Here is a 14,335-nt window from a genome sequence, read left to right as displayed (position 1 = left end):
TCACCTCGTTTCCGCCGGAATGATGATCGTCAATCAATAATTTTTGCAGAAAAGGTACCTTTTCTGTGCTGCTGAATAGAATAGTGTAGATTCAACGGCACAACATGTTGAAAAGACATCAAAGAATGGAGAGAAACGAACATGGCTTGGTTATTGATTTTAGGTTTGGCAGTGTCCTCAAGCATTGATAATTTAGGAGTGGGGATGTCATACGGCATCAGAAAAATCAAAATATCGCATGCGTCAAATATGATGATCGCTTTTATCTGTTTTGTATTCAGTTATATCGGAATTTATTTCGGCAAATGGATTTCAGCCGTTTTACCGGGCTTTCTTCCTGTATTGCTGGCGGCGTTTATTTTATCTGTCATCGGTATCCGCATCATTCTGCTGGCTGTGCCGAGAAAAACAGCGCGTGTTGGCGCGTCAGGAAAAAAAGGCCGTTTTGCCGGTCTGCTGCAAAATCCGGAGGCAGCGGATGCCGACGGTTCGGGAGAAATCGGTATATTGGAATCCATGGTTCTCGGGGTGGCCGTATCCGCAAATGCGCTGACCAACGGATTAAGCGCGGGGTTGATCGGGCTTTCTCCTGCTGCCATTTCCATCACTGCGGCGATCGGAAGCTTTCTGACCATATGGATCGGCTGCTCGCTTGGAAAAAAAGCCGCGTCATTGCGCATCGGTTCTTTTCACGTCGGACAGTTCAGCACGGTGCTGAGCGGAGTGATTATTCTCATCATTGCCGCCAATACGCTGCTCTTTTAAGTTGTCCCGTTCATTTTATGAAAAGCTCAAAATAAATATGAATGTTTCTATTCGGGAGAGTGCATGACGCGGCTCTCTTTTTTTTGCCGATCTGATATTTTTTCAAAATGAACAGAAAGTCGTCCGTTTCCGTTAAATTCTGCATATTCGGCCTTCAGACAGAACCTTTTTCATAGACTGATCAGCTTGTTTTCTTTCTAAGTTCAGGTAAACAGCAGGTCAGATAGCCTTCATTCCAAATATGGAAAAGCGCTGGAGGAATGGAGGCTCCCTTTACAAATCGGCCAATCTGTTCAAAGATAAAGCCGAATGAGAAAACGTGAGGTGATCTGTGTGAAGTCTGTCATACTTCTGATCTTCACCGCATGGCTGTTATCAGGCTGCGAGTATACCGCGGAGGCTGATGCGGCGCCGTCATTTACACAGGAAGGAACATTTATAAAAGCGGCCGGAAACGATACGATCGCGGTCGAAATTGACGGAGAAAGGCAAGAGGTGAAGGTGCCTTTCGCTAAGCGGTTTGAATGTCAGTCGCTGCCTGAACATACGGCGGTGCAAATCACCTATAAAAAAGAGAGCAACGGACAATTACGGCTTGAGAAACTGAAAAAAGAAACAGATATGTGAAAACGGGGAGGAAAAAACGTGGGTTTACTGACAAAAAGCGCTGCTGCCTTCGGTGCCGCTCTGCTTCTGCTTGCGCCGTCCGCTTATGCAGCCGAACCTTTGCAAGGGAAAACCATTTATATCGATGCCGGACATGGCGGAGAAGACAGCGGGGCCGGCGGAAATGGACTGCTTGAGAAAAACATCAATTTAGCGGTGTCAAACAAGGTGATCGCCAAATTGGAGGCAGAAGGTGCAAAACCTGTAGCTTCAAGGACTGACGATACTTTTTTACGTTTGGACGAGCGGGTGGCGAAAGCGAGCGCCAGCCAATCCGATTTATTCGTCAGCCTCCATACGAATTCAGCCGTATCAACGGCATCGGGCACGGAAACGTATTTTAATTCGACATATGAAGGCGCGGACAGCGAAAGGCTTGCTTCCGACATTCAGCAGCAGCTTGTCACGTCTTTAGGGATGAGGGACAGAGGCGTAAAAGAAGCTCCTTTTTATGTTATTACATATTCAAAGATGCCGAGTGTGCTGGCTGAATTAGGTTTTATCACAAATCCTCAAGATGCGGACAAGCTGAAAAGCGATAACGGACAAGAGCATGCCGCGGACGCCGTTGTAAACGGAATCGAAACCTATTACAGCGGACGGTAATGATAAAATATGTGTAAATAGCGCCCTCCTGATGTGCATAACGATTATAATAGAGAAAACCGATGACAAACATCTGAGGTGACACATATGACGAATATTTTTGCCCACCGGGGGGCGTCGGGCGACTGCCCTGAAAATACGATGCCCGCATTCAAAAAAGCGATTGAGGACGGGGCTGACGGAATCGAACTTGATGTACAGATGACAAAAGACGGCCGGATCGTGGTCATTCACGATGAAACCCTCGACCGCACGACGTCTTTGAAAGGATTTGTGAAAGATACGGCGTATGACAAAATCAGAACCGCCGATGCCGCCGGAAAATGGAAAGATGCTTTTAAAGGTGTCAGAGTTCCGCTTTTGTCAGATGTGCTGCGTTTTGCGGAACGTGCTGATTTTCTGATAAACATTGAGCTGAAAAACAGTGTATTCCGTTACGAAGGAATGGAAGAAGAAGTGATTAAAAAAGTCAGATATTACGGACTGGAAAAGCGCGTTATTTTTTCTTCATTTAATCATGAGAGTCTCGCGGTTTGCCACGCCCTGGCGCCTGAAATTGAACGGGCGGTGCTGACAATGGATGTGCTGTACCGGCCTGAACGGTATCTTGCCGCCATTCCCGCTTCGGGTTATCATCCGAAGCTCGGTACGCCTGCGGTCAGCGCTGAAGTGATCACACATCTTGCAAAACACCAAGCGGCGCTCCGTCCGTTCACTGTCAATCGTCCTGAGGATATGAAGCAGATGATGAAAGCGGGGATAGACGCAATTTTTACCGATTATCCAAAGCTGGCTGTTTCTATAAAAGAAGAATGCCGCAGCTGAGAAGACTGTTCAGACAGTCTTCTTTTTTTATGGGCGGGAAAAAGGCGGTGCACTCATAACTCGGTCAGCCGGTTCATATATTGTAACAGGGCGTTTTCTGTAAGCGTTATCTTTTATCTTATTGAAAGTGAGGCAAAATTGTGGGAAAAACGGTTATCGTCAGTGCGGCAAGAACGCCGTTCGGAAAATTCGGCGGTGCATTAAAAGAGGTAAAGGCAGCCGAGCTTGGCGGCATTGCCATAAAAGAAGCAATGAAGCGCGCCGCTATCAGTGAAAGCGAAGCGGAAGGAGCGGTGATAGGAATGGTCGTCCAGGCGGGTGCCGGGCAGATTCCGGCACGGCAGGCTGCAAGATATGCCGGGCTTCCATGGTCTGTTCCGGCTGAAACCATTAATAAGGTCTGTGCATCAGGGCTCAGGGCCGTTACTATCTGTGATCAAATGATCCGGGCGAAAGATGCGGACGTGCTGATTGCAGGCGGAATGGAAAGCATGAGCAACATTCCGTACGCCATTCCGGCCGGCCGCTGGGGTGTGAGGATGGGGGACGGGGTTTTTCAGGATTTAATGGTTCATGACGGGCTCACCTGTGCGTTCGACCAGGTGCATATGGCTGTCCACGGAAGCACTGCGGCCAAAAAGTACGGCATTTCCCGGGATGAACAGGATCATTACGCTCTTTTGAGCCAGAAACGCGCGGCTGAGGCGGCTGAGGCGGGCAAATTGCGTGAAGAAATTGTCCCCGTCACCTGGATCGGCAAAAAGGGCAAACAGCATATCGTTGAAGCGGATGAGGGGCTGCGTCCTGATACAAGCCTTGAGCAGCTCGCAGCGCTCAAGCCAATTTTTACAGCCGACGGAACGGTTACAGCCGGAAATGCTCCCGGTGTAAATGACGGGGCCGGAGCATTTGTGCTGATGTCAGAGGAAAAAGCAGCAAAGCAGCATGTCAGGCCGCTCGCAGCAATACTTGGCTTTGCGTCAGTCGGACTGGAAGCGTCCGAGCTGGCAAGCGCGCCGGGAGAGGCCATCAGCCGGCTCTTGAAAAAAACAGGACTGTCCGTTGACGATATTGATTTGTTTGAAGTAAATGAAGCATTTGCGTCCGTCGTGCTCGTGAGTGAAAAAATAGCCGGGTTCAGCCGGGAGAAAGTGAATGTAAACGGAGGGGCAATCGCGTTCGGCCACCCGATCGGCGCAAGCGGAGCGAGAATCATCATGAGTTTAATATACGAATTAAAGCGTCGCGGAGGAGGTTTAGGCATAGCGGCTATATGCAGCGGAGCGGCTCAAGGAGATGCCGTCCTGCTGGAGGTGTACTGATCAAAGGAGGGAGCGCCGGATGAAGATGAAAACAATCATGGTCGCAGGTGCCGGTCAGATGGGAGCAGGCATCGCTCAGACGGCTGCAGAAGCCGGGTTTGCCGTCAAGTTATACGATTGGGAGCCGGAAACGGTAACAAAAGGTCTTCACCGCATAAAGACAAACCTGGAGAAAGATCAGGCAAAAGGACGGAAGTCACAGCAGGAGACAGATGCCGTTTTCAGCCGTATTTCCCCGGCAGAGCTCACAGAAGCGGGAGATGCTGATTTTATCATTGAAGCCATTGCCGAAAACAAAAAAGCAAAAGCGGAATTGTTTGACACACTTGATAAAATCTGTCCCCCTCATGCCGTATTGGCAAGCAATACGTCTTCTCTTCCCATTACGGAGCTTGCCGCGGCCACAAAAAGGCCTGAAAAAGTAATCGGCATGCATTTTATGAATCCGGTTCCTGTCATGGAGCTTGTCGAAGTCATCAGAGGACTCGCCACATCGGAAGAAACGGCGGAAACAGTAAAGAAGCTTGCCGTCCGGATGAATAAAACCCCTGTCGAAGTCAATGACTTCCCGGGCTTTATATCTAATCGCATATTAATGCCGATGATTAACGAAGCCGTTTATTGCCTTTACGAAGGAGCAGCTTCAAAGGAAGCGATTGATGAGGTGATGAAGCTCGGCATGCGTCATCCGATGGGTCCTTTAACATTAGCTGACTTCATCGGGCTGGATACGTGCCTTTCCATTATGGAGGTTCTCTACGCGGGGCTCGGAGATCCGAAATACCGCCCATGCCCTCTGCTCAGAAAATATGTCAGCGCCGGCTGGCTCGGCAAAAAAAGCGGGCGCGGTTTTTATGAGTACGGCAGATGATGTAAAGATCATGAGGGGAGACGGCAGCCATGCATTTTACAGAAGAGCACATCATGATGAGAAAAATGGTGCGTGATTTTGCCCGCAAGGAAATCGCGCCGGTGGTTGAGCTCATGGAATCAACAGATGAATTTCCGGAGCGGCTGATTAAAAAAATGGGCGAAGCGGGATTGATGGGCATTCCCGTCCCGGAAGCTTACGGCGGGGCGGGTGCTGATACAACATCTTACATTTTAGCGATTCATGAAATATCAAAAGTCAGCGCGGCCGTCGGCGTCATTTTGTCCGTCCACACATCGGTAGGCACAATCCCGATTTTGCATTTCGGGACAGAAGCCCAAAAACAAACGTATATTCCGAAGCTGGCAGCGGGCGAATATATTGGGGCTTTTGCGCTTACTGAGCCTCAATCCGGATCTGATGCGGGAAGTCTGAAAACAACAGCCGTGCGACGAGGCGGTTCATATATTCTGAACGGTTCAAAAATCTTTATTACAAACGGCGGAGCGGCAGATCTGTATCTGACATTCGCCATAACCGATCCGGGTAAAGGGAGAAAGGGAATTTCAGCGTTTATCGTTGAAAAAAACACACCCGGTTTTTCTGTCGGAAAAAAAGAAAAAAAGCTCGGATTGTTAGGTTCCAATACTGTCGAATTGCAGTTTGACCAAGCGGAAATTCCGATTGAAAACCGGCTCGGCGAAGAGGGCGAGGGTTTTTCAATCGCCATGAAAAACCTTGACGTCGGACGGATCGGCATAGCGGCTCAGGCGCTCGGGATTATCGAAGCGGCGCTCGGCTGCTCGGTGGAGTACGCCAAAACCCGCAGCCAGTTCGGCAGACCCATCGCTTCGAATCAGGCCGTTTCATTTAAATTATCTGACATGGCAACGAATGCGGAAGCTGCCAAATTATTGGTCTATCATGCGGCTGACCTGTATCAGCGAGGGCTTCCGTGCGGAAAAGAAGCATCTATGGCGAAGCAATTCGCGTCCGATGCGGCGATGAAAGCGGCGGTGGAGGCTGTGCAGATTCACGGCGGCTACGGCTATATGAAAGAGTATCCCGCGGAGCGTTTATTTCGGGATGCGAAAGTCACGCAAATCTATGAAGGAACCAATGAGATTCAAAGGCTGATTATTTCTAAGTATCTTCTTCAATAAAAAGTGTGCAAAGGAGCGAAACCATGGAATCTTATTCTCCCGGTTTAGATGGCGTCATTGCGGTGGAAACGGGGATTTCTTTCCTGGATACACAGCAGGGCAGTATTTTAATCAAAGGCCACGATCTGATTGAGCTTTCTAAAACGGCCGGCTATATGGACATTGTTCATCTCTTATTGGAAGACAGACTTCCTGATGCGAAAGAGAAGAAGGCGCTTGAAGAAGACGTTCGGCGCGGCGGACACCTTCCCGAGGAAATCTTGCGTATATGCCGTCTGCTGCCCGAACGTACTCACCCGATGGACGGACTGAGGACAGGTTTGTCCGCGCTTGGAGGCTTTGATAAGGATATTGATAACCGCACCTCTTCTGTAAATCGGCACCGTGTCCGCGGGCTGATAGGCAAAATGCCCAATCTGACCGTCAACAGCTATCGAGTCATCAACGGACTGGAGCCTTTAGCGCCTGTCGGAACCTTATCGTATAGCGCAAACTTTTTATATATGATTACCGGAAAAACGCCGTCCTCCTTGGAAGAAGAAATATTCGACCGGTCGCTTCTTTTATACAGTGAGCATGAATTGCCGAACTCAACGTTTACGGCCCGTGTCATTGCTTCGACGCAATCGGATATTTACGGCGCTCTGACCGGAGCCGTCGCCTCGCTTAAGGGAAACCTTCACGGCGGAGCGAACGAAGCGGTTATGTACATGCTTGAGGAAGCGAAGGATACAGACGGGTTTACACAATTATTAACTCAAAAACTCGCAAACAAAGAAAAAATCATGGGCTTCGGCCACCGTGTCTACATGAAAAAAATGGACCCGAGGGCGCTCATGATGAAAGAAGCATTGAAAAAACTGTCTGATCTTTCAGGTGATTTCCGTCTTTATCATATGTGTGAAGCCGGAGAAACCGTCATGCGGGAGAAAAAAGGCCTTTATCCGAACTTAGATTACTACGCAGCGCCGGTCTATTACATGCTCGGCATCCCGATCCCGCTGTATACGCCTATATTTTTCAGCGCACGGACGGTCGGACTGTGCGCTCATGTCATTGAACAGCACAGCCGAAACCGGCTTTTCCGCCCGCGTGTCCGCTATACCGGAGCGCGCCTGTAAACAGATGAGAAAGGAAGATGAAAACATGACAGAACCCCGCCGAATGGACGCTGTAATCGAAGAGATTTCTGACTACGTGCTCCATCAGGAGATTGACAGTTCAGAAGCTTTCACTACGGCAGGACATGTGCTTCTTGATACGATAGGCTGCGGAATTTTGGCGCTCAGCTATCCCGAATGTACAAAGCTGCTCGGCCCGATTGTCCCGGGAACCTCCGTGCCCAACGGCAGCAGAGTCCCGGGCACGCCTTTTGTTTTAGACCCGGTCACAGCTGCCTTTAATATCGGCTGTATCAACAGGTGGCTCGATTATAATGATACGTGGCTTGCGGCCGAATGGGGGCATCCGTCTGACAATCTCGGAGGCATATTGGCTTGTGCGGATTATATATCCAGAGTGCGGATTTCAGAAGGGAAAGAACCGCTTACCGTGCGTGATGTGCTTTGCGCAATGATCAAAGCGCACGAAATTCAAGGAATTCTCGCTTTGGAAAACAGCTTAAACAGAGTCGGGCTTGACCATGTGCTGTTTGTGAAAGTGGCGACTGCGGCTGTTTGCGCACAAATGCTGGGCGGCTCAAGAGAGGAAATCAATAACGCCGTATCTCACGCTTGGATTGATAATTCAAGCCTCAGAACGTATCGTCATGCGCCGAACACCGGATCACGCAAATCATGGGCGGCCGGCGACGCGACGAGCAGAGGGGTATATTTGGCCCTTATGGCGCAAAAAGGTGAGATGGGGTACCCGACGGCTCTGACCGCATCTGGGTGGGGATTTCAAGACGTATTATTTAACCGGAAGGAAATGAAGCTTGCCCGCCCGCTTGGGTCCTATGTGATGGAGAATGTTCTGTTTAAAGTATCCTACCCGGCTGAATTCCACGCCCAGACAGCGGCGGAATGCGCGGTCCGGCTTCATCCGGAGGTGAAAGACCGCATCGAAGACATTGACAGGATCACGATTATGACCCATGAGTCGGCAATCCGGATTATCGATAAAAAAGGGCCGCTTCACAATCCGGCTGACCGGGATCACTGCCTCCAGTATATTACGGCAATCGGGCTGCTTTTCGGAGATATCACGGCGGATCATTATGAAGAGGAAACGGCGTCTGACCCGCGAATTGATACATTGCGGAGCAAAATGGAGGTGACGGAACACAAAGCGTACTCAATAGATTACTTAGACCCGAATAAGCGATCCATCTCAAATGCCGTACAGGTGCATTTTACAGACGGCACGGCTACGGGACGGATTGAATGTGAATATCCGCTCGGGCACCGATTCCGCAGAAAAGAAGCCGTTCCGAAGATTCTTGCCAAGTTTTCAGCAAACATCAGCACTCATTTTTCATTGAAGCAGCAGCGGAAAATCGAAGAGGCCTGTAAAGATAGCGGCCGAATGCAGAAGCTCAGCGTTAGTGAATTTATGGACTTATTTCTCATATAAAATAGGAGGGTGACAAACATGACGTGGATCGTCAGCAAGCAGTCGTCTCAAGAGGAGCTTGCAGAGCGGTTCCGTACGCTGATGGCAGCGCCGGATCTATTGCAGATTCCCGGCGCTCACGATGCGATGGCCGCTCTTATTGCCAAGAAAACAGGTTTTTCGGCTCTTTATTTATCAGGCGCGGCTTACACGGCGAGCAGAGGGCTGCCCGATTTAGGGATCATCACGTCGGCGGAAATGGCTGAACGGGTTAAAGATCTGGTCCGCTCGTCTGATCTGCCCGTCCTCGTCGATATTGACACGGGTTTCGGAGGCGTGCTGAATGCCGCCCGGACGGCGAAAGAAATGTATGAAGCGCGCGCGGCCGCCGTCCAAATGGAGGATCAGCGCCTGCCGAAAAAATGCGGACATCTGAATGGGAAGCAGCTCGTGCCGATTGAAGAAATGGCGCAAAAAATCCAAGCGGTCAAGCGGGCCGCGCCGACTCTTCTTGTTGTTGCGAGAACAGACGCCAGACAGCAGGAAGGGCTGGAGGGGGCACTAAAAAGGGCGTCCGCTTATATAAAAGCGGGTGCTGACGCTGTTTTTCCGGAAGCGCTCCAATCCGAAAGTGAATTCAGAGCGTTTTCCAAACAAATCAGTGTGCCGATTCTCGCAAATATGACTGAATTCGGACAAACGCCGTATTACAGTGCTGATGAATTTTCCGATATGGGCTGTCAGATGGTCATTTACCCGGTCACGTCACTCAGAACGGCGGCCAAGGCTTTTGAACGTATTTTCCGCCTTCTGAAAGAAGAAGGCTCTCAAAAAGAGGGGCTTTCGGATATGCAGACGAGAAAAGAATTATATGAAACGATCGCTTACGATGACTATGAAGAACTGGATCAATCCATTGCCAAAACGATACTGCCGGACGACTGAAAAAGCCCTTTTTTTGCAAGGGCTTTTTTTACAGCTTTTTTTTCCTGAACCGCGGGCTGACTTGATTGCGTTTCCGATCTCTGTACAGAATAAACCCGGCCAGAACATAAAGGCCGAACAAAAAAAACGCCAATCCGGCCCCCCCCTGAAGAAAAAGGGACGGAAACGGGGAAAACGCATGCCCGAATAATGCATCTCTCATCAGCTTAATGCCGAGCGCCGCGACAGCGCCGGGGAGGACCAGAATCAAAAGCGCAACAAGCCGGCTCATATTCAGAAAACCCCTTTACGATATGATTTCCTTTATTGTCCAATCGAAAAAATATTTTGTCAAGAGATCAAAACGTGGTAACATAGGGGTTGTGCAAATTATTGCAACGGGAAATACAGGTGTGCAAATTTTTTCATATAAAGGGGTATCGGGATGCAGAAGGTGCTGATTATAGGTGCTGGTAAAGGAGGCACGGCGCTCCTACAGATTTTGATGAAAACAAAACTGATCCGGATTATTGCGGTGGTTGATCAAGATCCGGAGGCGCAAGGGCTGCAAGAAGCCCGGAGATATGGAATTGCAACCTCATCAGATTGGAAACCCTACATAACTGAAGATATAGATATTATCATCCATACAACAGGCGATAAAGCGGTCATGGATGAGCTGCTCCATGAGAAAAAAGAACAAACCATCGTCATGCCGGGAAAATTGGCGTACATGGTGTTTCAGCTGATGGAGGAAAAACAGCAGCTTATCCAAATGCTGAAGTCGCAGACGTATAAGCATGACCGGATTTTCAATTCAACGCACGACGGCATGATTTTTATAGACGTCAACGAAACGATCATTTTATTTAATCAGATGGCAGAAAAAATGGTCGGCCGAAAACGGGAGGATGTCATCGGCCGCCAAATTAAAGATGTAGTGCCGAACACAAAGCTGCCGCGGATTCTGGAAACGAGAGAGCCGGAATATAACCAGAAGCAGCTTCTCGGAAAGCACCTGCAGATTGTCACGACAAGACTGCCGATCATTGATGAAGGCGGAAAACTTCTCGGCGCGTTATGCGTGTTTAAAGACATCACCGACGCAGTTGAACTGGCGGAAGAGGTCACGAACTTAAAACAAATCCGCACCATGCTTGAAGCGATTATTCAATCGTCAGACGAGGCCATTTCCGTCGTTGATGAAAACGGCATCGGAATGTTAATCAACAAAGCGTATACAAAAATGACCGGGCTGTCAGAAAGCGAAGTCATCGGAAAACCCGCTTCCACCGATATCTCAGAAGGGGAAAGCATGCACCTGAAAGTATTGGGGACAAGGCGGCCCGTGCGGGGTGTGAGGATGAAGGTCGGCCCCAATAAAAAGGATGTCATCGTAAATGTTGCCCCCGTTATTGTGGACGGTATTTTAAAAGGCAGCGTCGGCGTCATCCACGACGTGTCAGAAATTAAAACGCTGACTGCTGAGCTGAATCGGGCGCGCCAGATCATCCGCACGCTTGAAGCGAAATACACGTTTGATGACATTATCGGCACGAGTGAACAAATGCTGGTCGCCCTTGAACAGGCGAAGCTCGGGGCGAAAACGCCGGCGACGATTCTGCTGCGGGGAGAATCCGGCACAGGGAAAGAACTTTTCGCCCACGCCATCCATAATGAAAGCGACCGAAAATACAATAAATTCATCCGGGTCAATTGTGCGGCCCTGTCTGAATCCCTGCTTGAATCCGAGCTTTTCGGCTATGAGGAAGGCGCGTTTACGGGCGCGAGGCGCGGGGGCAAAAAAGGACTTTTTGAGGAAGCGAATAACGGCAGCATTTTCTTAGATGAAATCGGAGAGCTGACCCAAAGCACCCAGGCAAAGCTGCTCAGAGTTCTGCAGGAAAAAGAAATTATCAGAGTCGGCGGCGCTAAAGCGATTTCTGTCAATGTCAGAATTATCGCAGCGACAAACGTCAACATCGAAAAGGCCATGGCGGAAGGCGCGTTCCGTGAAGACCTGTATTACCGGATTAACCGCTATCCGATCTCAATCCCGCCGCTTCGGCAGCGCAAAGAAGATATTGAAGCGCTGAGCATTCGGCTCATTGAAAAAATCAATCAGGATTACGGCCGCAATGTAAAGGGGCTCACGCCGAACGCGCTGCGAGCTTTATCAGCCTACAGCTGGCCGGGAAACGTACGGGAGCTTGAAAATGTTCTCGGACGGGCAATGATATTTTTAGAGCCGCACATGGAACGGATCGAACAGCAGCATCTGCCTGTTTTCGAATCAGAGCTGAATGAAAAAAACGGCACCCAAAGTGATTTTCCGGATATAGAAGGGGAAAAGCTGTCTCAGGCTGTTGAAAAATTTGAAGCGCACGTCATTCAAAAAACGCTTGAAAAGCATAAATTCAACCGAACCAAAACGGCGAAAGCGCTTGGTGTCAGCATTCGGAATCTGTACTACAAAATGGACAAGTACGGCCTTGCAAATGACGGCATGCAATAAGTTGCAGAGAAAGCGCAAACAGCTGCATGTGTTCTTGAAAAAAGCCGGAATAAACCCTTTCGAATATTTGGCACGGAACTTGCATTGTTAAAAGCGGATTCGCACAAGAAAGGTGGTACAAAATGAAGCTGAAAGACCTAGTTGAAAAAGCCGCGGCAAAAAACGCAAAAACCATTGCAGTGGCCCACGCAGCAGATAAAGAAGTGATCCAGGCCGTCAAAATGGCGGCAGAACACTTGTCGGCACGATTTTTACTGACGGGTGACAGCGGAAAGCTGAAAGAGCTTCTGGCAAATGAGCCGAAGTTCAATGCTGACATCATCCACGCCGATTCACCCGAAGAATCTGCGGCAAAAGCAGTGCGCGCAGTGCGTGAACAAGAGGCGGACGTTTTAATGAAAGGGAATCTCCCGAGCTCAACTCTTCTGAAATCGGTTTTAAACCGCCAGGAAGGGCTTCGTTCAAAAAGGGTGTTATCACATGTAGCCGTTTTTGAGGTGCCGGACTATGACCGGCTGATGTATGTGACTGATTCAGCGCTGAACATTGCCCCGTCTCTTGAAGAGCTCGGGCATATTCTGCAAAATGCGGTTCATGTCGCACATTCTGTAGGGAACCCTATGCCGAAAGCCGCAGTCCTTGCCGCTATTGAAACGGTTAATCCGAAAATGGAGGCGACGCTGAACGCGGCTGCGATCGTCCAGATGTGCAATAGAGGACAGATTACCGGCTGCATTGCGGACGGACCGCTTGCTTTGGATAATGCCGTATCCCAAGCGGCTGCGCTGCAAAAAGGGATTTCCGGAAGCGTAGCGGGCCAGGCGGATATTCTCTTGGTTCCTTCAATCGAGGCCGGAAATATGCTTTATAAGTCAATGATTTATTTTGCGAAAGCAAATGTTGCTGCCGTCATCGCCGGTGCAAAAGCGCCGATCGCATTAACGAGCAGAGCGGATACCGCAGAAAATAAACTGTATTCAATTGCGCTTGCGATTTGCGCATCACAAGAACAGTAGGAGGAACGAACCTATGGAAATTTTCAAATATATGGAGACTTACGATTACGAACAATTGGTATTCTGCCAAGATGAACAATCCGGATTAAAAGCGATCATCGCGATTCATGATACGACGCTCGGCCCTGCACTCGGCGGAACAAGAATGTGGACATATGACAGTGAAGAAGCGGCGATTGAAGATGCACTGAGACTCGCAAAAGGCATGACTTATAAAAATGCGGCTGCCGGTTTAAACTTAGGCGGCGGGAAAACCGTTATTATCGGAGACCCGCGCAAAGATAAAAATGAAGAAATGTTCCGCGCGTTCGGCCGCTACATCCAAGGCTTAAACGGAAGGTATATTACGGCGGAAGACGTCGGCACCACCGTTGAAGATATGGACATTATTCATGATGAAACAGACTATGTAACCGGAATTTCTCCGGCATTCGGTTCATCAGGAAATCCGTCCCCGGTTACGGCGTACGGCGTCTACAAAGGGATGAAAGCCGCAGCGAAAGCGGCGTTTGGCACTGATTCACTGGAAGGTAAAACAATTGCCGTGCAAGGCGTGGGAAATGTGGCTTACAATCTATGCCGCCACCTTCACGAAGAAGGCGCTTCTTTAATCGTAACGGATATCAATAAAGAATCTGTTAAACGTGCCGTTGAGGACTTCGGCGCCCGCGCAGTTGATCCCGGCGACATTTACTCACAGGCGTGCGATATTTATGCCCCATGTGCTCTCGGCGCCGTCATTAACGATGACACGATTAAACAGCTGAAGGCGAAAGTCATTGCGGGAGCGGCCAATAACCAGCTGAAAGAAACACGTCACGGCGATACCATTCATGAAATGGGAATCGTGTACGCTCCGGATTATGTCATCAATGCAGGCGGCGTCATCAATGTGGCCGATGAGCTTTACGGCTACAATGCTGAGCGGGCTTTGAAAAAAGTTGAAGGCATCTATGCAAACATTGAGCGGGTGCTCGATATTTCCGCGCGTGACGGCATTCCGACATACTTAGCGGCCGACCGTCTGGCTGAGGAACGAATTGAACGCATGCGCCGTTCAAGAAGCCAGTTTCTGCAAAACGGCCAAAGTATATTAAGCAGACGATAGG

At 49.5% G+C, this 14,335-nt stretch carries 14 protein-coding genes; 13 read left to right on the top strand and 1 reads right to left on the bottom strand.

Annotation, left to right across the window (positions count from 1 at the left end):
• Nucleotides 1-141: 141 nt before the first annotated feature.
• From ytaF to prpB, 10 genes are all read left to right on the top strand, one after another.
• The gene (gene ytaF / locus VP472_RS11650) at nt 142-765 is read left to right on the top strand and encodes a sporulation membrane protein YtaF (RefSeq protein WP_070082095.1); all 624 of its coding nucleotides are present in this window, start codon (nt 142-144) and stop codon (nt 763-765) included.
• A gap of 309 nt (nt 766-1,074) precedes the next feature.
• On the top strand, nt 1,075-1,392 hold the full coding sequence (locus VP472_RS11645) for a hypothetical protein (RefSeq protein WP_003153192.1): 318 nt from the start codon (nt 1,075-1,077) through the stop codon (nt 1,390-1,392).
• Between the two features lie 18 nt (nt 1,393-1,410).
• Entirely contained in the window at nt 1,411-2,037 is a 627-nt protein-coding gene (locus tag VP472_RS11640) for an N-acetylmuramoyl-L-alanine amidase family protein (protein ID WP_003153193.1), read from the top strand.
• A gap of 87 nt (nt 2,038-2,124) precedes the next feature.
• Nucleotides 2,125-2,862 (top strand): glycerophosphodiester phosphodiesterase, encoded by a 738-nt coding sequence (locus VP472_RS11635; protein WP_094247796.1) that lies wholly within the window; start codon nt 2,125-2,127, stop codon nt 2,860-2,862.
• A 140-nt stretch (nt 2,863-3,002) separates the two neighbouring features.
• Nucleotides 3,003-4,184: an acetyl-CoA C-acetyltransferase gene (locus tag VP472_RS11630; RefSeq protein ID WP_094247797.1), complete on the top strand. Its 1,182-nt coding sequence runs from the start codon at nt 3,003-3,005 to the stop codon at nt 4,182-4,184.
• 19 nt (nt 4,185-4,203) lie between these two features.
• Nucleotides 4,204-5,055 (top strand): 3-hydroxybutyryl-CoA dehydrogenase, encoded by an 852-nt coding sequence (locus tag VP472_RS11625; RefSeq protein ID WP_071391637.1) that lies wholly within the window; start codon nt 4,204-4,206, stop codon nt 5,053-5,055.
• Between the two features lie 29 nt (nt 5,056-5,084).
• A complete protein-coding gene (locus VP472_RS11620) occupies nt 5,085-6,218 on the top strand; it encodes an acyl-CoA dehydrogenase (protein ID WP_060674592.1) in 1,134 nt (377 codons plus the stop codon).
• Between the two features lie 23 nt (nt 6,219-6,241).
• Entirely contained in the window at nt 6,242-7,339 is a 1,098-nt protein-coding gene (mmgD, locus tag VP472_RS11615; protein WP_003153198.1) for a citrate synthase, read from the top strand.
• Nucleotides 7,340-7,364: 25 nt separating this feature from the next.
• Nucleotides 7,365-8,792: a bifunctional 2-methylcitrate dehydratase/aconitate hydratase gene (locus VP472_RS11610; protein ID WP_162008366.1), complete on the top strand. Its 1,428-nt coding sequence runs from the start codon at nt 7,365-7,367 to the stop codon at nt 8,790-8,792.
• Nucleotides 8,793-8,810: 18 nt separating this feature from the next.
• Nucleotides 8,811-9,716 carry a methylisocitrate lyase gene (gene prpB / locus VP472_RS11605; protein ID WP_003153200.1) on the top strand — a complete coding sequence of 302 codons (906 nt, stop codon included), beginning with the start codon at nt 8,811-8,813 and terminating at the stop codon, nt 9,714-9,716.
• A 28-nt stretch (nt 9,717-9,744) separates the two neighbouring features.
• Here prpB and VP472_RS11600 read toward each other — a convergent pair whose 3' ends face one another.
• The gene (locus tag VP472_RS11600; protein WP_146277149.1) at nt 9,745-9,987 is read right to left on the bottom strand and encodes a DUF2627 domain-containing protein; all 243 of its coding nucleotides are present in this window, start codon (nt 9,985-9,987) and stop codon (nt 9,745-9,747) included.
• Between the two features lie 153 nt (nt 9,988-10,140).
• On the opposite strand from VP472_RS11600, the gene VP472_RS11595 reads away from it, so the two are divergent.
• From VP472_RS11595 to bcd, 3 genes are all read left to right on the top strand, one after another.
• Entirely contained in the window at nt 10,141-12,210 is a 2,070-nt protein-coding gene (locus VP472_RS11595) for a sigma-54 interaction domain-containing protein (protein WP_025649862.1), read from the top strand.
• Between the two features lie 122 nt (nt 12,211-12,332).
• Complete coding sequence (yqiS, locus tag VP472_RS11590; RefSeq protein WP_025649863.1) at nt 12,333-13,226, top strand: phosphate butyryltransferase; 894 nt, start codon at nt 12,333-12,335, stop codon at nt 13,224-13,226.
• Nucleotides 13,227-13,239: 13 nt separating this feature from the next.
• Nucleotides 13,240-14,334, top strand: a complete 1,095-nt coding sequence (bcd, locus tag VP472_RS11585) for a branched-chain amino acid dehydrogenase (RefSeq protein ID WP_003153209.1) — start codon at nt 13,240-13,242, stop codon at nt 14,332-14,334.
• Nucleotide 14,335 lies beyond the last annotated feature (1 nt).

It is taken from the genome of Bacillus sp. MT(2024) (assembly GCF_036362845.1).
Classification (GTDB): Bacteria; Bacillota; Bacilli; order Bacillales; family Bacillaceae; genus Bacillus; species Bacillus velezensis.
Note: the sequence above shows the minus strand (reverse complement) of the source record. Positions and strands in the feature narration are given on the sequence as shown.